This is a genomic window from Ruegeria sp. AP12 (assembly GCF_056540025.1).
In genome coordinates, this window is the sequence record NZ_JBQFVZ010000002.1 from 534,486 (window position 1) to 554,623 (window position 20,138).

The window sequence follows — 20,138 nt, forward strand, 5'->3', positions numbered from 1 at the left end:
GACAAGCCAAACGCCTCTGGCTGTAAGGGTAAGACGCTGCCTTCCCCCTCGGGCAACCCTATTGGACAACACCGTGTCCTCGGCTGCGCCTGCGAGCCGTACCACTATTGTCTAATAGCATTGCCTCGCCCCCATCCGCGTTCGCCACGTGGCAGATCAGCAGGAACAGGCGCCTTCGGCGACTGATCTGCAAATCAGCCCTGATTTTCCCAAAAAGAAGTCAGGATCAATGAGATCGGTCCAGGTGTTAGATGAAGGAAGTGAGGCGAAAATGGCAAGGTTCTGTCGCTGGTGGCAGAACTATGTGTCGCCTGACACAAGCACTGTAGAACGTCACTGATTTTTGACTCAATCGACAGCCAAAACCTCAATAAATCAGTGAAATCCGTCATTCAATTCTGGCCCAAACGTCAAGCATTTCTGACCTTACTTCATGTCACGGCAATAAAATTGAAACTTTTGCGATCCGGTTGTGAAGCTTCAAAAAAAAATTTTGCACTTGTTTCAGTTAACCCATCTCTCACTGTTATGGGAACTGCCTTGTTAAGGCTCTGATACAGTTCAGGAAACCGCCCCTCAACATCGCGTTCCAATGCAGTCTGACATATTTTCAACAACCGAATAGCTTTCTAGAATCGTTACTCCCTCAACCGATGCCAAAAGAGCCCGCGCGTCAGCGGAGGCGAGATCAACGTACTGACTCTCATGAGCCCCGCACAAGCGTGCACCGCTCGATAGAACAGCAAAAACGCCAAGCGTTCCATCCTTCAATCGCAAATAGGCACCACTCCCGCTGTCTGTTGCGCAGCTATCGTTGTCCCCTGTTTCGGAATGCAAATCCTGAACATAGGCAATTCCTTCCGCTTCACGTATGAAATTGCTGGATATCACTCGACGGGTTTCCTTCCGCGCCTCACGATCCGCTTCGTCAGGCCCAAATCCAGCAAGGTTGATTACCGCACGCTGAGCAGGCCTTGGAACGATATTGGCCTGGGTTACTTTCGCCACAAAAGCACTCGGTATGGCGACCCTCACAACTGCTAGATCACGCACTGTGGGAAACCGACCCTCTCTCTCCATGACCTCACAGTCTTGCTTCAACTGTTCTGGCCCACCAATCGTTTTGACGTCATCTATCATGAACAAAGTAGATGTTTGGCCTGTGCCACCCGAGCTTGTATATAGATAAGCACCATTGGGAGCTTTTATGTATTGGCTTAGAAACCCGCCGGTTTCGGTGCCAAGAGCAATTGCTTGTGGCCTACGACACACACAATGGGCCGCAGTTAATACGGCATTTTGACTAATCACCGTGGCCGAACAATAGAGGTTAACCGGCTGTAGCTCCTCGTCCGAGATGCTAACAACACCTACCGACGGCATAAAACATGCGCTCAATGCTGCCCCTTTAGAGCCGCGACAATCCAAGATTTCGTTCAGTACAGCCAAAGACTTGCCGCCATGTATGCAATGCGACATCACTGAACCATCAGGTTGAACGCACCAATTGTTGAGGAACGCTTGAACAGCGTCACGTGCTGCTTTGGTATCGGCAGTTTCGTTTTGGCGTTCCTCACTACGCATGGTGCACGCCAACCACATTGAGTAGTTGCTGAAGTCTTGCTTCAGGTTGCAAGCTTCTTCGTCCCCCGCGCCAAGCTGCCATCCTACAAGCCCAGCAGCGGAGGAAACCTGCGTTGCTACAAACCAAGATCCAGTTATCGACGGACCCTGACCGTTGTTCATCTCATTAATGGGGTCACGAGAAAAACCAACAGGGTCGCATGGCGCTTCTTGGAACTTTTCTATGTAGTCTCCGCTATTCTGCCACATCGACCTGGGGTTAACTTGCCATTGATAGATTTGCATCTGGTCCACGAAAACCCCATTGGCTACATCCGGATCTAGAAGATCGCGGTTGTCGACTCCGTACCGATCCCCATAGTACTGGACCCAATCACCAGGTTGAGTAACTTGCAAATTGGTGCCACCCAACCGTTGGAAGGGGCCTTGATTGTTTTTCCCAACGAATAGTGGTTCAACGCGAATGGCTTTGTCTGCAGCCAATTGATCAACATTCGCGCTTGGGTACGCATTGCAAGGATTTCGATCAACATTCCAAACAGACACGAAGTCGGCATAGGCTGGCGTTCCATTAACAGGCTCCAGCTGGCGCAAATGATCACTCGCCCAAACAGGCCAGAAGACATTATAAGGGTTTTCTTGCCACGAATATTCGTCTGCGCTAGCCCCACCGCTAGCGAACACTCCTAGCACAAGACCTACCCAGACGCGCGCACTTGCGCTACGAAAAACCCAACCAGCGGCCCATGGTATCATTGATCATCGCCCAGAGGCAGCTTTAGATCGCGACGAGCCTCCATAGCCATATGGTTCAAATCCTGAACTTCAGTGTCAGCATTAATCTCTGAAACGAGCGCTTGTAGCTTTTCAAGCCGCTCTGGGGTGAACGGTGCACCTGGAAAATACTCGACTGAAACATATTCGTCAGAAGTTCGCACGCAGTCCTTCAATAGATCGCAAGGCTGCCCCGGTTTCAGCGTCGTCCAAGAAGCTCCAAATGTGACTACAGCGAGATACATCGCCTTGGCCCTGGCAGTTTCCACATTTTCATCCAATAGAGCGTCAAAGAACATTCGATGAGTGTTCCAAGAGGGGCGTACGCGGTGATCATAGGTTACATAGTGGTCGTGCAACGCCGACGGTCGCTCAAATTCAGGTTCGAACTTTCCTCCGACAACCCACCGCACGTACCACGGGATACTGGCTCCATCCGTGAGGTTGCCTGCCGGCACCTCCCAATTGTCACCTCTGTTGTCTGTGTATCCAACTGCACGGGTGATCTTACGCAACCGATTTGGATCGTCAGCTGTAGTTGGACTACCGTCTTCAAGGAACCAGCCATCTTCATATTCAATGGGGTTGGTGAATGAACCTGCGTTCGCAACCACTGGCGCAATCAAAAGACAAATCAGGCATTTTGGAAATTTCATATTGGTTCTATCCTCCCAAAATTAGAAAAACTTTCAATCTATTAAAGAGTATATGATACTTGTTTTTGGCAAAAATTCAAACAGATCCGACTATTGAGCATTGGCGCTGCTGAGCACAGTGACCGCCCCAGGAAACGCTCCCCCAATCAACTTTGCTTGTTGCGCACTCTTTGCATCAATATGGCTTTGTTGCACAAATGGGTTCAAGGATTCATCTTGTGAATCCAGTAGGGTAGCAACTGTGCATGAGCAGTTGGTCCCCTACGAAGTACAAGACCAGGAACTGGCCTTCGTACAATACGGCGCTGAAACAGCGCGGTTCGCTATCAATCTGGTTTGATCCCGAGATACCTTGGCATGCGCGTCCGACAGGCAAGCGGGGTCATCAGCCTGAGTTCAGTGATGCTGCGATCCAGGTTTGCCTGACGATGAAGGTGCTTTTTGGCATCCCTCTTCGACAGACGACCGGCTTTGTCGAAAGCCTGTTACGGCTGGCCGGGCTTGACTGGAAAGTCCCAGACTTCAGCACTCTGTGCCGCCGACAGAAGACATTGAATGTCTCCATCCCTTACCGCAGTGGAGCGGGGCCACTCCATCTGCTGATCGACGCGACCGGGATCAAGGCCGAGGGTGAGGGCGAGTGGAACGCTCGCAAACACGGTGGGTCGAAGAAGCGCCTTTGGCGCAAGCTCCACCTCGGTGTGGACGAGGACACACTGGAGATCCGCTCTGTCGGTGTCACCACAAGCAACGTCGGCGATGCTCCGATGCTGCCCGATCTGCTGGAACAGATCCCGCCCGACCAGGAGATTGCCACGGTCACCGCTGATGGGGCCTATGACACGCGAAGGGGCAACAATGTGATTGCCGCTCGGGGAGCCGCCGCCATCATCCCGCCGCGCAAGAATGCCCAACCCTGGAAGCCAACCACGGCGGGCGCTGTCGCGCGAAACGAAGCCGTTAGGGCCTGCAAATATCTCGGACGCGCACTCTGGCGAAAGCTCACCGGATATCACCGCCGCAGCCGTGCAGAAACGAAAATGAACTGCGTCAAACTACTCGGCCAAGGCATCATGGCCCGAGACTTCGACCGGCAGGTCGCTGAGCTTCAGGTCAGGATTGCGGTGCTCAACCGCTACACCGCTCTCGGCACACCCGTCACTGAGCCCGTAGGATAAGTCCGTCCGGGGAAAGTGCGTATTCCCAAAAGAATGTCGCTTGAATCCCAATAGCACTGCCGCCCAATCCCAAAGAGAACGTGCATCATGGTAGGTGATTTTGCAGAAAGGGGAAATGTGCCCTTCAACCGATTTGTGCAACAAAGCTGTTACCTCCCATAAGCCGGAAAATCCACATCTTAATCTTTGACTCTTGCAAGTTCGCCACTCTGAATTCGCCATACTTCGTCCAGAAGTACCACTCCCGCATTAACATCAGGGTGATCTTTACTCACTACGCGAAAGAAGTTTTTCAACCTGGCTAAAGAGGTCACTTCAACAGTTTCACCTATTGGGTCGAATAGGTTGTCGAAATGTATGGGGACAACGTGCTTGGGTTTAAGATCGCCCACTACTTTGGCAAGAAAGTACTTGGTTGCTGGGCGCCCTACTAACGAAAGAAAAAGAACGTCGACTCTACCTTGCAAGCCCTCTATTGAATCGCGAGGAATTCCAGCGCTTCCGATATGAAGGATGGTTACTTCTGGGTGAGAAATAAGAAAGTTCAGCACCTCACCGCGGCCGTAGGCGGTGATAGGCGCAGGCACTGAGAATTCAACGTCGACTTCCCGGTCCAGTGGATCAATTAACAAAGGAGGTCTGCCATGCCTTCCATTCAGAACTTCGATTGAAAATAGGCTATCCGTCTGAAGTTTTGTGATCGTCTGACCGGGCTCTACAACCGTAAACTTGTCATAACCATGTGCAAGGACGACTTTTTTCGCGTCGGCAGAGCCAAATACGCGAGCTTTTGTGCAATCCGCAAACTCAGCCACATCCAAAACGTGGTCATAGTGAGTATGCCCCACCAAGATCGTCCTCACGCGCTTGTAATGTGGTTGCATGCATCGATCGATCACTTTTGATTTCTCAACGACAGCGTCTCTTTGCAAGAAAATATCGAACGGTTGGTTCTCACTGCGTGAAACGAATGGGTCGATGAGTACACTTGTTTTTCCGTCATCGATTATGATTGATGCGGCTCCAAACCAACTGAACTTCACCCCTCTTTCGAGACCTTCGTTCGTCTCAGTGAGACGATTTGGTATGTTGGAATCTAGATACTGGGTAACCCCTGCACTAGGCAGCAGCACACATATGAAAATCATCAAGAAAATAAAATAACTTCGCATTGTATGAGTTGCTCCCCAATCTTTAGATTGGTTTCTGCTTATTTAAGTGTAAAATACACGACTTGATCTGACATTTCTGCTCTTCTGGAGCGCAAGCAAGGAGTATCGATCAATTACAAGCATTCAAGAGAAGATGATCAAGCCGAAACTGGGGCTGCTGGAACTTGCTAAGCAACTCGGCGAATGCTGCAGCCCGCTTCAAAGGCGGCTCCTTGATCTGATCGCTGGTGAGCTTGATCGGGCCAAGCTGCCGTGCTGCGCATTGCTCAGCGTCAATCTCCCTGATCCGCCGAATAGCGCGGTCCACCACACCCTGTGTTAAGCTTGCGGCTGCGCGATTGTTCTGACGCAGTTCAAAGATTGCCCGCTCCCACGATGCGAACGATATCCCTTCCAGCCCTTCAACCCTTGCACCCAGCGTTGACCACCCACTGTCTTTGCCGCGCTCTAACCAGACAGAAATGTGCCCCATATCTTCGGGATCGATACTGACTTCGACACTCTGCTGGCCGTATTTTTGAAAGTGTTCTGCCAGACGTTTGGAATGATAGTTCACGCCGTTCATCAAAACGCCGTGCCGACCAGTCTCACGATTGAATTTCAGCCCCAGGATATGGCGAAGCTTGTGCTTGCTCATCGGGGGAGACCAGCCGAACTCGGTGACCAGCTTGCCCCACATGTTGTTTGGTGTTGCGTACTCCAATCCCCGGTGGTTGCGATTGTGGTAGACATCGACCGTGAACCGCACCAGCAACTCCAGGATACTCTCGGCGGTATGCACCGCGTATTTTTCCGATGGGTAATCTCCTCTTTGCTGCGGATTGGAAAATGTGCGCCCGGTCAAATAAGGCATCAACAAAGTCGCCATCGAGCGGAACAAGCGCTCGATAACCCCTCTCAACTTGGGAGCGCCAGCAGGTAGGACAGAGTAGTCGATCGCCAGATCGGAAAGCGCTGCCTTGAAATCTGCGTTTACGAAGGCCGGACCATTGTCGACAACAACGTGATACACATGGCCATGCTGAGACCAGGACGTTTCACACCCCAACTGGGACGCAAGCATGGTCTTGTCTCGCATGGCCATCCAGACAACTGCTTTCGCATCTTCGGCACTTGGCTTGGTCGAGAGTTTGAGACCGAGTATCGACCGGCTGGCGACATCAATGGCGGCGCATACGGGCCGCACGGAGCTATGCAAAGTCTACTTTTGCACCGTTGCTGCCATTGGTGATGATCAGTGCCGCCACCGCAGCGAAGGTCTGCTTGGTGGCCCTATCCGTCAAACGCCACGGAGAGCCCGAAGCTGCCCTCGATCTCACTCCCGCTTTTCACCCTCGCAACAGGTCGCGAATCGAACAAACCGAACACCCGGTTTCGCCAACTGAGAGGCGAACAGACCTCACCCTCGCGAAACTTGATAAATCCTTACTTGTTGAATTGAACAAAGTAGTTGCAACCCGCTGCATTTTAAACTCCCTTGGGCTATTCGACAAACACTCAATAGCTACGGAAGATGGTATGAACCAATCCAACCCAAAGTGCTTTGAGTGCGAGCCTGCGCGCGTCAATGGTAGTGATTTCAAAGGGGAGATTTTGAGCTTTGTCGAATTGCCTTGCGAATAGCTGGGGTGGTATTGCTGACTGCCTCACCATCCTTCCAATCGCATTACCCCCTGATAGCTCTTTCGATTGGATTGCTCCGTTAACCCAGTTTCTTGTGACTTTGCTTGCAGCCGCTTTGTCGTATTTTGTGGCGAGATATACAGTTAAGAAGGCGGCTGAGATTGATAAGGAGAAACTCCGGCTTGAGAGAGCGGATGAGGCTCGCAGCAAAGCGTTGACGGTTGCTATCAAGATCACAAACTATGGTGATCTACTTGCCAACGTGGAACGACATTTCACCAGACAATTCAGGCAAGCAGAGATTGACGGTTTTTTGAACGGTGAGCCTTTTCAGGCAATTAGGCCATCTCAAGGCAGAGATTTTGCACCTGAAGTCGTCAACCCTTCTGAATTATCGTTTCTCGCAGACCTACAAAAGTTCGAATTAATGTCACAGGTGATGCTCCTTTACCGTAGAACCTTAAATGTAATCCATTTGATCACTGTGCATTCCAAGGAATTGGTCGAACTCGAAGAATGGAAGCAACAGCTTCCCGGTTTCAAAGGCAATTTAGACGGAGATATAGCTAGCGACGGCATCCCCATCGAATTCGCCGACGCCTTTAACCGCCGCGCAGCGAACTTGAACATATTGATCTCGGAAATTGTTGAGCAGACCGATGACACCTTGGAGCTTCTTCCTAAAGTGTTTCAGGAGTACGTTCAGGTATGCCGAGCTGAATTCAAAGGAGGTTTTCCACAGATTTCGTTTCAGTACCCCAGAGAACCCATTACTTATGAAGCCATTCGAAGCGCCTGTCTCTCTAGTTCCATTCCGTTCAGCATTAGCACTGCGCAGTCTAGCGAAAATGGCAATGACGAGGATAATACGACCGGTACTGGAAGATGGTCACCTGCGAAAAATACCCCAGAACATCAGCAATGATATTAGGTTCTAGACCGCCAGCGCAATGTTGCTGAGTCTGCTGCCTAAGTATAGCTGCAGTTTGGGAAGATCGGTGCTGCACTAGCAGCGACTGGCAGCTTTGTAGCCTTCGCTACTGCAGCGAAAAACACCTAGACTGAAAAGCAGAAGTTCGCTGCGTATGCGATATGGGTTCTTAAGAATTCGAAAAGCTGCCTTAGTGTCGGGCTCCACAAACTCGCCTCCTCATTGCTAGTAAACGATGTTGGCAATCACTATATAGAGTGTAGCGCGGCGCAGCGATGACAAGAGATAGACGATGAGAAACCCAAGGGGTTCGACATTTCCAAGCTAGGCATGGAAATGAGCGATGAAGAACGCGCGGATACGGACAAACGGCAGCGCCGTAAGTTCAAAGACTCGTCTTCTGGTTTGGACAGCATCGGAGCGGCCCAGAAAGCCGCTCTTGGATTAGGTGCGTCGGGCGTTTTTGCAGCCATGGAACGTCAGTCTGAACTATTGAAGCGCATCGTGGACCCGGTTGGGTTACGCAGTCTGACCATGGGAATAGATCGTGCGTCTTTTGGAGTTTCAACGTCAATTCTGGACGGCCTGGAATTAGACAATCCTTTCAGCCGTTTGGCGGCCGATATGGAGCGGCAATCCAAAATCGTCGACAGCCTATCTCTGGGTGTTGATCGGCAATTAGGTTTGATGCCCAGTATCTTGCAAGACTTCGAGTCCAGTTATGCTCTTGGCATTACGCGAACGCTGGACCTACCGCGTATCGGGGCCACTTTTGCAGCCTTAGATATCGGCAAATATGGCCGCATTTTCGACAGTGTAAATGCATTGCGAGATTTGGGACTCGGTGCAGAGTTCGGGGACCGTTTCAACATCCTTGCCACCGGCCTTACTGAGCAAATGCAGGCTTTTGGCCAAATTGGCAGCATCGCGGCGACGGCGCAGATAGGACTAGGCCTGTCCGGCAGCATCGAAGAAATGCTCGCCCGGACCATCGAAGCGCAAGAGTCATTGGCGGAACAGGAACAAGCGCCGGTCGATGAGACAACGCGCCAAAGGCTCGCACGTCAGTTGCAAGTTCTGTGCAACATCATCACCATTCTGTCTTTCTTCATGATGGTGGCGCTCGAAATAGAAGATCGTCTTTCAGACGATGAAGACGCTGCTATTCGAGCAAACACAGAGACGATGGAGCAAATGCAAGTTTCAATCGACACGCTCACCTCGCAGCTACAGGAAATGACCGCAGCGCAAGAGGCTGCAACAGAACAAGACAGGGCCGCTGACGCGGCTATCGCAGACCTTCTGCGTAAGATTGCCGATAGTTTGGCAAACGGACAGTCATCCGCCCTGACGGATGCAGAGCAGCCTTCTGGCCTGTCAGAGCAAACGGATAGCAGTGGAAGCAAGCCGCCATCGGAGAACTAAAGGCATAATCTGCCTTCTGCCTCAAAGCCGTTTGGATTTTCCCACGAAATAGCTGATGTACTTCCGCGCTTGTCATTCGTAAAGCTGCCGTTAGTAGCGCTTCGCACTGCGACAGCAGCGAAGGTCCGCTTGTGTGGCGACTATTACTTTTTGAAGTTTGACAGAAGGGTTCGATCGCAAATAGCGGTAAGCCCTCTTTCCCATCACCTTCCATTCGTGGGCCAGCGGGATTTGGACAAGCCAAACGCCTTTGGCCGTCAGGGTGAGGGCGCGGCCCTCCCCCTCGGGCAACGCTATTAGACAGGACCGTGTCCTCGGCTGTGCCTGCGGGCCGCACCACCCCTATCGAATAGCATTGCCTCGCCCCCTCCCGCGTTCGCCACGTGGCAGATCGGCAGAAACAGGCAGCTTCGCTGTCTGATCTGCAATTCAGCCCTGACTTTTCATAAGGGAAGCCAGATCAAACAAAACTGTCTGCAGGAGCCTTAAAATGGGAAATATGGGTCAGTTTAAGACGCGAAGGCCAAAATCAATTGTTGTCCAACATCGGGGGTGCCTTCCGGTGTCGAACGTTCACCTCGTTTCTGGTCCAACTGTGACGGTTGGGTCAGGTTCGTGTGACGTTCAACAAGCACCAAGTGGCGGACCGAGGAGGATTCGAACCCCCGACCCCTTGATTCGTAGTCAACGAGTATCTGACATTCAAATGCTTGAATCCAATAAATAAACTATTGATTATATATGTTTTTATATAATTATTGATGACGTACGATGATTGACATTAACGCCTGATAACGTCCATAGACTGACATATTACTGACACGAGGCGCTGACATGGCAATCAAGCTAAGCACCCGCAATCTGGCCGAGGCGCAGGCGGGCAAACTGATCTGGGATACTGAGGTTAAGGGCTTTGGCGCACGCAAAGCCAACAATGGGGATGTAACGCTATTCCTCAATTATCAGGTGCGCGGAACTGGGAAGTATAAGCGCCTAACAATCGGCAAGCTGGGCGAGTTAACGGTTGATGCAGCCCGCAAGAGGGCCGCCCAGATGCGGCTTGAGATACGCACAGGAGCCGACCCCAGCCAGCAGGCCGAGACAGCGACAGCCAAGGCTAAACACGGCGACACCTTGGGCCAGCTTGTCTCGCAATGGCTCGACAGCCCCAAGCACTCTTGGAGTGCCAGCACCCGCGACGGATACGTAGGAGCGATGCGCCGCGACGTTCTCAATTCTGACGCCGCCGAGATTAGAATAGGTGATGTAACACGCGCCGACCTGATGCGCATTGTGGACCGCGCAACCGACCGCAGTGCATCCAGTGGCGCGTTGACTTTCCGCACCCTCAACAGCTTTCTGACTTGGGCCGATAGCCGAGGGCTGACAGAGGTAACTTTGCCCAAAGCCAGCAGAGCCGCACCCACACCTAAGCCACGCACCCGAGTTATGACCGAGGATGAGATCAATGCACTCTGGAACGCCGCCGAGACTATGACGCCCCTTACCGCTATTGCGGGGCGTCTCGTTCTGATGACCTGTGTTCGCACAGGAGCCTTGCAGCAATTGCAGCGCGATTGGATTCGACAAGACGGTATCGTTTGGCCTGCCGAGGTAATGAAAGGCAAGCGCGAGTTTTGGACGCCTCTTACGCCTTGGGCATACGACCAGATACGGCCCGTTCTCGCTCAAGAGGGCGCGGTATTCGGGCAAGGCACGACACGGTTAAAGCAGGCGCTGCCCACATGGCGCAAAGCGGCTGGGGTTGATGCAACAGTAAAGCCGCATGACGTGCGCCGAGCAATGCGCACTTGGGCCGCCGCCAGTGGATACGGATACGAGGCCAGCGAGGCTGCATTAGCGCACGAGGTGCAACGCTCGGCATTGGACAAGGCTTACATGCAGCACGACTATGCAGAGGAAGCCGCCGAGGTTTTGCGCGGCTGGCAAAATCATGTGCAGGAGTTGGTAGAATGAGGATCGACGAAGAGAGAGAAAACGTTTCCGTCAAACATCGATACCGTAACTCACAACAGTCTGCAGAGTTGGTAGCCAAGCACCTTAAGAATGGGAACGTTTCAGACGCTCTTCACTGGTTAGAAAGCCTGAAGAATACGTTCGAAAAAGAAAAGTGGGACAAGCGAGAGTTTGAGTTTGATTACCCTTCTGCTTTGGACATCGTCAATCTAACCGAGCCAATTCGGTTGGCCAAATCTACGAGCCAGCTAGCGTATTCAATGGGGCAAATCTGGCAACTGTGCGATACCGCTTTGCGTCGAGCGTGCGATGCACGGTTTTTAGAAATTGCTGCGGCAAACGCAGGACGCAGAAAACGTGAGGAAACTCAGCGGTTACGCTCTAATTCTGACAATGCGATGTCCGCAGAGCTACAAGCCGTGGGCCTTGCATTAGAGCTGGTTTTGGCGGTGACCGCCAGAGTTAACAGCTTTGCGGAACTGGAAAAAAATGATCGATGACATAACGGCAGCCATAGACAGCTTGCGCCCTCTGGTTCCAGAGTTTGATCGCGCGTGGTATGCGGCCCAGCGTGGCGAGGAATACCCAGTCGCGGACGAACTGGCCGTTGATGTGGTCACGGTACTTGAGGCTCTGGCCCAAGAGGCAGCACCCGACATTATCGCCCTTGGCCTCAACCCAGATTACAGGGAGACGTTACGCAATGGCGTTACGTCTGACGCCGTTGCATTCTACCTTGCCTGCTACGAGGCCCGTGCAACGTTCAGGTATTGGGCTGATGAGGGCGACTTTGACGCCCAGCTAGGAGCCGTTGAACTGGCGGCGCACAAATGGCTGGGAAGTCTCAGTACCAGCCCAGAGGCCGCCGATTTGCGCAGCGCCAAGGCACAGGCCGCGATTGCTGAATTGAAGCGCAGGAGCCAGCAGAGCGGCAACACGCGCAAAGCCGCCAACAGGAAAGCCCGCAAGGCTGCCGCTTGGGCTGTGTTTGGCCTCGACAAGCCGAACGGGCCGAGCCTGATTGCGAGGCTCAATACGGCTACGCCCGAGCAATTGGAACGGCTGGCCGAGATTTACGGCTATAAGGATGCCGTTACGTTCAAGCGTAACGCAGGGGACAGAGATTCCGCATTGCGAAAACAACTGCAGAGGGACAGCAAAAAGTAATTTGGGGGACAAGCATTGTTTGTCCCCTGACAGACCGCTTTTTATGCACACAATGGATTGTCACCGAGAATCACGAATTGTGAGGTGACACGATGCGACACGCAAAGGCTGCGATATCCGAGCAGCTACTGACCGCCAAGGAAACCGCCAAGATACTGGGCATAGCGCACGAGACGCTTGCCAGATGGCGTGCGCAAAAGCGCGGCCCCCGCTGGACGCAAACGGGCCGTTACATCCGTTACAGACGCTCTGACGTAGAGGCGTGGCTTTCTTATAATGATGAGACCGCCTGATGCCTCGACACACCTTGGTCCAAACGTAAACGAGGCGACCACCAGCCGCCCCGCTCAAGTCAGTTATCGTAATCGATTGGAACGCATTCACGATAACGGCCCGAGCGTTATCCGACAAGGAAAACCCCAGATGCACATTGAATGGGTAAACGACAAACCGAACGAGGGATATTGCGGCCTCATCCGTGTTCGTATCTCCGAAGGCATACCGAATGCCACATGGCTGGCTTCTGCCGAGGCATTGGAGAGAGTACCTGGTACCTCATACCTGCGCCCTAGTACCCGTATTCTTCATGAGACTGCGATGAGCGAGGCGCAAGCCAGAGCCGCCGCTGTGCTGCTGTGTGTGCGTCTGATGGCAGATGAGGTGGCGGCATGAATGTGCAGCACATGGGCGACCCTAATGACATCTGGCAACGGGCCTATGCCGAGCGCAACTGGATGCTCTGGGCCATTACCGAGGCGAACCCCGAGACAGGGAAAACGGGCAAATACCCGACGATGCCTAACGGCGTGCGGTATCCGTACACCAAAGACAAAGCCGCCCAGTTTACCCGAGCCGAGGTGCAGCTGCACCTTGAGCTACCACGGCCCGAGAACCTGTCGTCGATCAACGGCGACAAGATCATAGGTTTTGAAACTGGCTATCTGTCACGGCCCGACTCAGTCCTCGTTTTCGGTGATCTCGACAATTGCCGCGACCCCGTAACAGGTGCCGTGTTGCCTTGGGCGACTGAGATACTGAACCAAACGCTTACCTACGCCGAGGCCAGCGTATCTGGAACGGGCGTGCGCGTTGTGATGCAGCGAATGCAGGGCGATGAGCAACACAGCCACCGTGAGGCGAACGATTGCGGGTTTTTCGCCAATGGTAAGCTGGGCGTTGTTCTGACGTTCAAACCCCTTCAAGGCTACAATGTCCAGCCAGCCCCAGCACCAGCCCTGCGCGATGCGATACTTGCCCGTCGCGGTCCTGTAGCCGCCGAGGGTGATGTTGCCACGTCCGAGATTGAGGCCACGGTATCCCCTGACCTTATGGCCGCCATGCTGAACGCCCTGCCCAATGACGGGCCGCCGAACGGCAGTAAGAACAAGCGCGGCCTCACCTATGACGACTGGATAGACGTAGCACTTGCGGTGTGTAACAGCTTGGGACATGCCGAGGGGCGGGTCATGTTCGACGCTTGGAGCCAGAAATCCGAGAAATACGACGCCAAGGCGACAGCTAAGGAATGGCGCGGTCTCAAGCCCGATGGCCGCCTGACACTCGGTCGCGTTCACTATCTCGTAAAGCAGGCCAATGGCGGCACGTTACCGCCCGAGGCGGCGCGGCTCATGCAGGAGCGACATTTAGAACCTCATCTGGCCATTATGCCGCCTGCGCACGTTGCTATGGCTGCCGTGTCGCGGTTGCCCCCGCAACCACAACGATTGAGCGGGTATAAGGGTAAGCGTACGTCCAAGCAGTTTACAGACGGATACGAGCCTTTCGATTACTTACTCGACGGTGTCCTTCAAACTGGACGCGTTCAGGCCCTGACAGGCTTCACAGGCCACGCCAAGACAACAACCGCCCTGCATCTGGCCATTGCCGTTGCACAAGGTGCGCAGTTTTGCGGACACGATACCTTGCAAGGGTCCGTTTACTTTCTAGCAGGCGAGAACCACGACAATACGCGCGTGCAGTTTCTGGCCGCCTGTCACGCTCAAAGCATCGACCCAGCCAAGTTGCCAATCTACTGGCATGAAGGGCCGTTCAATGTTCAGCAGGACGGATGGCAGATCATTGCCGACGTAGCGGGCATAAATGACCTGCGTCTCATTGTTGGTGATACGCACCAAGCGTTCTTTCAGGGCGACAGCGACAACGACAATATGCAGATGCTGGAAGCAGCACGACAGTGGCGGCCACTCACCCAGCAAATCCCCAGCCGCCCGACGGTCATCATTCCGACGCACCCGAGCGGCAAGACAGCGGACAGACAAAATCTCGTGCCGCGTGGTGGCGGTGCATTCCTCAACGAAATCGACGGCAACCTGACGACGTGGAAAGACGACATGTTTATCCGCATCGGCTGGCAGGGCAAACACCGTGGCCCAGACTTCAAGCCCATGACGTTTGAATTGGAGTTGTATAACGATGGCAAGGTTACTGACGCCAAGGGCCGCCCGTTGCAGGTTCCTGTGTTGACCGAGACGACTGAGGGCAAGGTCATCGACAAGGAAGCTGTTGCCCGTGTCGCTGAGTTACGCATTCTTGATTGGTTGGCTGTGTATCCAGACTCTACATACCGACAAGTTGCCGAGGGGGCGGCAATGAGTGTGGGTTCCGCGCACAAACGCATCAAAGGGATGATTGATGATAAGCGGCTCAAGTCGCTGGGGCGTGGTGTGTATCAAGTCACCAAGAAGGGCGAGGACTATAAGAACGCAATACGTATAGACAATGAGGATATAGGCTGATGACGTTCTATGTCCGCAATCCTATACAAAAAGTTTGTTCACTGCCCCAAAAACGGCGTGAACAAAATGTTCAGTTTGTTCGCGAACAAATGGGCGCTGAACACGTGAACAATACGGTATGTTTTCCCTGCGCTATCTAGGGCTTACGCTGCTTGTTGACGATGAACAAAATCACACTCAGACGTTTTGTTCATTCACGTACAGTCCCTAGAAGGACTGTACGTGAACAACGTGGCCCAAAACGGAACGAATTAAAGCGTGCGAACGTCAACGTGTGTGATGTACGGCAACGCACGCAACAGCGTGTGCAGCCATGACTGTTGAGCGTAAGAGCCGACGGCCCGAGGTGGCCCAGCGTAAGCGGTGGTACGGAACTGCACGTTGGAAGAAGCTGCGTGCAAGAGTGTTGGCCAACGATCCTATTTGTTCCGTTTGTCATGCTGCTGCTGCAACTGCCGTTGACCACGTTGAGCATCGTTATGACAACTCGACGTTCTGGGACATCCAAAATCTTCGTCCGATTTGCCAACCGTGTAACTCACGTCTGCGTCACGTTGCTGATGCCAACGCCAAGCGCAACCCGTTGGCCGCCCGCTCTGCTGCTTGGGGAGGGTACCAACAAACTCGCGATGGGGGCCGCTCCACTGATCGCGGGGCAAAGGAAACACACACAGCACCTGTTCGTGACCGTGTGGCCGAGATTTTCAACCGTTACAAGAGAGGTGTGTAACGCCAAATGCCCAATCCAACTACATGCCAAAAATCGCAACTTTCAGCGATTCAGAGCCAAACAGCCGAAACCGCGCCGTTTGAGGTGCCAAACATGCCCGCCAGTCTTAATCCAGCTTACTGGGTCGAGTGGGACGGCCTCATTCGGCACTTGCACAGGCAAGAAGCATGGACATCCGAGAAGGCCAGCGTTGTTGAGGCGTATATTATCAACCTCGCTGCGATCCGCAGCGCACAGATGCGCATGAACTTAGATGGCGGGCCAATCGGTCCAGACGGTAAGGCGCACCCGTCCTCTGCAATTATCGTGCGGCACTCAGGAGCCTTGAACAAACTTGGCGAACAACTCGGGCTTGGTAAAGGCAAGCTGTTGCCCGTCAAAAAGGACGAACCGCAAACACCGGGAAATTCGGTCTGGCAAGCCTGATGAGTTACATCCGCCCCGTAACGCCAGCCAATCCAGATTGGGCGCACGCACCAGACGCCCAGTCGCTTGTGCCTGTACTCGACCGAGACGCAGTTACAGCCGAGCGGTTCGTTACGTTGTGCGGAAAGTTTACGCTCACCCAAGGCCCAGCGGCTGGGGATCGATTAGAGCAACACTGGCTGCCGTGGCAACGCGATGCACTGAAGGCCAGCTTTCAAGTGCGCGAGTCGCTCTGGGTTCTGGGTAAGGGCAGCGGCAAATCTGTAAGCGTGGGTGCCTTTGCTCTGGGCTATGTCATGTTGTCCTCAATTCTCGGGAAAAACACGCGCGGGCAAGTTGTCATAATGGCCGCGAATATCGAAGGCGCAAAGATCGTGTTCAACCACATCTTAGAGGCCATTCTGGCGGATGATGAGTTGCGCCCCCTATTCCGTAGTAACGCCCAGTCCAAGAGCCTGACGCACGTTACAAGCGGTATCGTTATCCAGATTATCTCGTGCAACATGCGTAACGCAGTGGGCCGCCGTCCTGTGTTACTGATCTTGGATGAGTTGCACGAAATGGCGCAACTGAGTGACGCAACCGCCGCGATAAATCAGCTACGCCAAGGCGGCGCGAACTGGGGCCGAGACTTCAAGGTACTCGCCATTACGACAATGTCGATTGAACCGCCCGTGGGAGAATTTAAACGCCAGCTTGCCTACGCGCGATCCGTACGAGGCGGTGACATCCAAGACCCCGACTTTCTGCCCTTGCTCTACAATTTCCCGCTAACCGAGCGGCCCGACCTTGATCCGCTGGACCCTGACAATTGGTGGCGGGGTATGCCCTCGCTGCGCACAGCCGATCAACCCGGCACGATGGATGCCGCCGAGTTAGAGCGCGAGTTACGGCAAGCGGCTGATGCTGACGATCAGGAAACCTTTGCCCTCACTTTGTCCCAGCGCCTTGGGATTGAGCGAAACGAGAGCGCCGCCAATGCGGAAAGCATCCTGCATCTGCACTTTGACAAATGCCCGCGTCTGATACCGAGCGGCCCGTATGATTTCACCGTTGCGGGCATCGATGCAGGCGGGCTTGATGACCCAGCCGCCGTGTGCATTGCCAGACGCCCGAAGGCCGCTCCGCGCCGCCTAGAATTGACCGTGCATCAGTTCCTTACCCAGACGGGTTACGATCGTGCGCCCGATAACCTACGCGACACTTACGACGCTGCCGTAAAGAACAAAACTCTGCACATTCATGAAACGGCAGAGGCGATGCAGGCCGCCATGTTCGATCTGGTGGCCCAAGCTGGCTGTGACGTTGTGGGCGGCGATGAACACGGCCAGACGGGCTTTGCGCAGGCGCTGCGTGACGCCACGAGCAAGAGGTTTGAGGCGATCCCGCAAACTTGGGTATTGGGTGCTGCCCTAGCCAGCCTAGAGGCGCGTCTACTCGACGGCGCGGTATCACACAGTCATTGCCCGCTGCTACTGGCGAATGTGGACAATCTCTTGGTTGAGGAACTGCCGAACGGAAACCGCAGGCTCAAGAAACGCGACAATCGATTGAGCGGCCAAGGTTACGCCAAGATCGACGGCATCATATCCGTAATCAACGCAACGGCCCTGATAGATGAATACGGCCACCGCGCCTTTGATGCTGGGCGACTTATTGGATGACTTATGAACAAAATTACACGCGGTCAGAGACTGTGTTCAGGTTGTTGGCGATGTTAGAAACCATTTTCTATATTTTAGGAGGTGCTTCGTTTTGGCTTTGCTTAACCTGTACCTCATTGATGGTGGGGACTCAGATTTAGTACAGGGGTATATTTATCATGGGAGATGGGTCTCCAATCAGCGTTCGCCGAGAAAAGCGTTGTGTTTGGTTGCGATTATTGGATTTTTGGCGTTTTTGATTTTTTCGGGCAACCTGTTCTAGAAAAGATCAAAATTGCGGTGCCATACTAATCATCGATGCTGCCAGTTACACACAGTTGACGATCTGGTGCATAACGGACCATCCTATGAATATGTCAAACGATCAGAAAACTCAGCCAGAACGCGTAACAAAAAAACCGTCTCGCGAAGAAGTTAAGGCAACGATCAAACGGACGGCCAAAGACATGAAAGACGTGTTGGACCGGCTGGCCGATAAGTAATGATCTATCAGGTCACGTACGATGACATCCTGCTGGTTTATTGCGAAGCATTGCGGGTACCAGATGCCAAACCGTACATCAAAAGCCAACACAGCATTCAAAGCGCTATTGCCAGACCGTATGCGTCATTTGGTGGCGAGAATGTGTATCCAACGTTGCATGAAAAAGCCGCCGCGCTTTTGCACGGTGTCGCCAAAGCACACGGCTTTCACGACGGCAATAAACGTGCGGCTGTGCTTGTCACCATGACCATGATCCGACTGTCGGGATACGATCTGCCGCCTGTTTCTATCGATTTTCTGGACAAGATTGTCGTGCGTCTGGTCGAGGGCAGCATGTCACGCGAAGCTGCGGCATTTTGGTTTCACACAGTCATTGAATGAACTATAGGTAAAAAGCTATGAACCATCATATTTTCGCCATTGGTGCTGCGTGTGCTTTGGGATTTTCCGTATTCAGCTTTCTTAGAGCAATGGACAAGGTCAGTGTGCTGGCCAGCTTCACAGGCGGAACAGTCAGCTCAGCAGGTAAAATCACGCTTGCGTTGTACGCTGCGCCTTACAGCATAGTAGGCGGGTTATTACTGTCTGCCCTATTGTTCGTCGCTGCAGCAGTTATCGGAAATAACAAGTCATGAGTGACTTCGGCGGCCTCATTTTCTTGATTCTAATAACGGTTGCAGCGATCTGGCTCTACATCCTGCCGATCACGATGGCTGGGCGGCGCAACCGATCCGGATTGATCTGGTTTCTTATTGGTTTGGTCGGATCGCCTTTGCTGGCCATCTTGTTATTGCTCGCATTGGGTGACGCACCAGAGCAGCCGACGAGTTAGCGTCATTGAGCCACTCAAACAGTTGACATTAATCAGCCCGAGTTGTTGCCTTGTCTCACTAAAAGTCATTTTTTTGGAAGATTTTTATGAGTTGGGATTTTGAAAAGAAGGTCGAAATAGCTTCCCTCTGTTTTGCTGGATTAGGCTTGATTTTGACCGGGGCAGGCACTTTTTTTGCGGGCTATCAGACTTACCAACTCAATCAATCGCTCAAGACGCCGTACCTGACAAACCTGCAAGAACGGCAGATTGATGCTTGTAGCGGGTATTTGCAGGCCAGTTTCTATTTCACGGTTGAGTATGAGCCTTCGGGGTGGACGATCACCCCTGAGTACCAGTCCATGAAACGTGAGGACTGGCGGTACGAATACGAAGTCATGACAGGGGAGGATATTTTTAATCACATGCTTTCAGATACCGCACTTGGCGATATTGAAGCGTTGAGCCAAGCAACAGGTCAATTGTCCGCGTTTGTTAAGGAAGAAACGCGAAAAGAAATTGAGACAGTTATCTCTCAACTAAATCTGGCCAATGCCCGCGACAATTCGGCTCTAGCTTTGTATGAGGCACCAGACGACGAAACAGATGAAGGTAAAGAACAGCGCAGGAACAAGCGGGAGGACTTGTTTAGGATGGCAAGAGAAGACAAAACAGCGGCAGTCAAAGGAATCAAGCAAATCCAAACCAAATGCCGCGATGTAATGACTGGTGAAAGAACGGGTTTGTTTTAACTGCGTCCAACCGGCCCTTTTTGCACCG

Annotated in this window: 20 protein-coding genes; 16 read left to right on the forward strand and 4 right to left on the reverse strand. The window is 53.0% G+C overall.

Going from position 1 to position 20,138, the window contains the following annotated elements; translation table 11 throughout:
• Positions 1–576: 576 nt before the first annotated feature.
• Both ACR0E6_RS10445 and ACR0E6_RS10450 read right to left on the reverse strand, forming a co-directional pair.
• On the reverse strand, positions 577–2,178 hold the full coding sequence (locus ACR0E6_RS10445) for a trypsin-like serine protease (RefSeq protein WP_480582982.1): 1,602 nt from the start codon (positions 2,176–2,178) through the stop codon (positions 577–579).
• 158 nt (positions 2,179–2,336) lie between these two features.
• Entirely contained in the window at positions 2,337–3,014 is a 678-nt protein-coding gene (locus tag ACR0E6_RS10450) for a DUF1353 domain-containing protein (protein WP_480582985.1), read from the reverse strand.
• A gap of 245 nt (positions 3,015–3,259) precedes the next feature.
• Between ACR0E6_RS10450 and ACR0E6_RS10455 the strand changes: the two genes are divergently transcribed.
• Positions 3,260–4,192 (forward strand): IS5 family transposase, encoded by a 933-nt coding sequence (locus ACR0E6_RS10455; protein WP_480582988.1) that lies wholly within the window; start codon positions 3,260–3,262, stop codon positions 4,190–4,192.
• A 179-nt stretch (positions 4,193–4,371) separates the two neighbouring features.
• Here the strand turns inward: ACR0E6_RS10455 and ACR0E6_RS10460 are convergent, their stop codons facing one another.
• Both ACR0E6_RS10460 and ACR0E6_RS10465 read right to left on the reverse strand, forming a co-directional pair.
• Positions 4,372–5,364 carry an MBL fold metallo-hydrolase gene (locus tag ACR0E6_RS10460; protein ID WP_480582991.1) on the reverse strand — a complete coding sequence of 331 codons (993 nt, stop codon included), beginning with the start codon at positions 5,362–5,364 and terminating at the stop codon, positions 4,372–4,374.
• Positions 5,365–5,473: 109 nt separating this feature from the next.
• Positions 5,474–6,448 (reverse strand): Mu transposase C-terminal domain-containing protein, encoded by a 975-nt coding sequence (locus tag ACR0E6_RS10465; protein WP_480582994.1) that lies wholly within the window; start codon positions 6,446–6,448, stop codon positions 5,474–5,476.
• A gap of 516 nt (positions 6,449–6,964) precedes the next feature.
• On the opposite strand from ACR0E6_RS10465, the gene ACR0E6_RS10470 reads away from it, so the two are divergent.
• From ACR0E6_RS10470 to ACR0E6_RS10540, 15 genes are all read left to right on the forward strand, one after another.
• Positions 6,965–7,912, forward strand: coding sequence for a hypothetical protein (locus tag ACR0E6_RS10470; protein ID WP_480582997.1), 948 nt, complete (start codon positions 6,965–6,967; stop codon positions 7,910–7,912).
• A 342-nt stretch (positions 7,913–8,254) separates the two neighbouring features.
• Positions 8,255–9,343 (forward strand): hypothetical protein, encoded by a 1,089-nt coding sequence (locus ACR0E6_RS10475; RefSeq protein WP_480582999.1) that lies wholly within the window; start codon positions 8,255–8,257, stop codon positions 9,341–9,343.
• An 834-nt stretch (positions 9,344–10,177) separates the two neighbouring features.
• Positions 10,178–11,320 carry a tyrosine-type recombinase/integrase gene (locus ACR0E6_RS10480; RefSeq protein ID WP_480583002.1) on the forward strand — a complete coding sequence of 381 codons (1,143 nt, stop codon included), beginning with the start codon at positions 10,178–10,180 and terminating at the stop codon, positions 11,318–11,320.
• The gene (locus tag ACR0E6_RS10485) at positions 11,317–11,820 is read left to right on the forward strand and encodes a hypothetical protein (protein WP_480583005.1); all 504 of its coding nucleotides are present in this window, start codon (positions 11,317–11,319) and stop codon (positions 11,818–11,820) included. The genes ACR0E6_RS10480 and ACR0E6_RS10485 overlap by 4 nt, the downstream gene beginning before the upstream one ends.
• Positions 11,810–12,487, forward strand: a complete 678-nt coding sequence (locus ACR0E6_RS10490; RefSeq protein WP_480583007.1) for a hypothetical protein — start codon at positions 11,810–11,812, stop codon at positions 12,485–12,487. Before ACR0E6_RS10485 ends, ACR0E6_RS10490 begins: the two co-directional genes overlap by 11 nt.
• A 92-nt stretch (positions 12,488–12,579) precedes the next feature.
• Positions 12,580–12,780 (forward strand): helix-turn-helix transcriptional regulator, encoded by a 201-nt coding sequence (locus ACR0E6_RS10495; protein WP_480583010.1) that lies wholly within the window; start codon positions 12,580–12,582, stop codon positions 12,778–12,780.
• Positions 12,781–12,910: 130 nt separating this feature from the next.
• On the forward strand, positions 12,911–13,159 hold the full coding sequence (locus tag ACR0E6_RS10500; RefSeq protein ID WP_480583013.1) for a hypothetical protein: 249 nt from the start codon (positions 12,911–12,913) through the stop codon (positions 13,157–13,159).
• A complete protein-coding gene (locus ACR0E6_RS10505; RefSeq protein ID WP_480583016.1) occupies positions 13,156–15,243 on the forward strand; it encodes an AAA family ATPase in 2,088 nt (695 codons plus the stop codon). The genes ACR0E6_RS10500 and ACR0E6_RS10505 overlap by 4 nt, the downstream gene beginning before the upstream one ends.
• Before the next feature lie 313 nt (positions 15,244–15,556).
• Positions 15,557–15,973, forward strand: coding sequence for an HNH endonuclease signature motif containing protein (locus ACR0E6_RS10510; RefSeq protein WP_480583018.1), 417 nt, complete (start codon positions 15,557–15,559; stop codon positions 15,971–15,973).
• 6 nt (positions 15,974–15,979) lie between these two features.
• The gene (locus ACR0E6_RS10515; protein ID WP_480583021.1) at positions 15,980–16,399 is read left to right on the forward strand and encodes a hypothetical protein; all 420 of its coding nucleotides are present in this window, start codon (positions 15,980–15,982) and stop codon (positions 16,397–16,399) included.
• The gene (locus ACR0E6_RS10520) at positions 16,399–18,063 is read left to right on the forward strand and encodes a terminase large subunit domain-containing protein (RefSeq protein ID WP_480583024.1); all 1,665 of its coding nucleotides are present in this window, start codon (positions 16,399–16,401) and stop codon (positions 18,061–18,063) included. The genes ACR0E6_RS10515 and ACR0E6_RS10520 overlap by 1 nt, the downstream gene beginning before the upstream one ends.
• Positions 18,064–18,544: 481 nt before the next feature.
• Positions 18,545–18,928, forward strand: coding sequence for a type II toxin-antitoxin system death-on-curing family toxin (locus ACR0E6_RS10525; RefSeq protein ID WP_480583027.1), 384 nt, complete (start codon positions 18,545–18,547; stop codon positions 18,926–18,928).
• A 17-nt stretch (positions 18,929–18,945) separates the two neighbouring features.
• The gene (locus tag ACR0E6_RS10530; protein WP_480583030.1) at positions 18,946–19,182 is read left to right on the forward strand and encodes a hypothetical protein; all 237 of its coding nucleotides are present in this window, start codon (positions 18,946–18,948) and stop codon (positions 19,180–19,182) included.
• Entirely contained in the window at positions 19,179–19,379 is a 201-nt protein-coding gene (locus tag ACR0E6_RS10535; RefSeq protein WP_480583033.1) for a hypothetical protein, read from the forward strand. Before ACR0E6_RS10530 ends, ACR0E6_RS10535 begins: the two co-directional genes overlap by 4 nt.
• A gap of 86 nt (positions 19,380–19,465) precedes the next feature.
• Positions 19,466–20,110 (forward strand): hypothetical protein, encoded by a 645-nt coding sequence (locus tag ACR0E6_RS10540; RefSeq protein WP_480583036.1) that lies wholly within the window; start codon positions 19,466–19,468, stop codon positions 20,108–20,110.
• Positions 20,111–20,138: the final 28 nt, after the last annotated feature.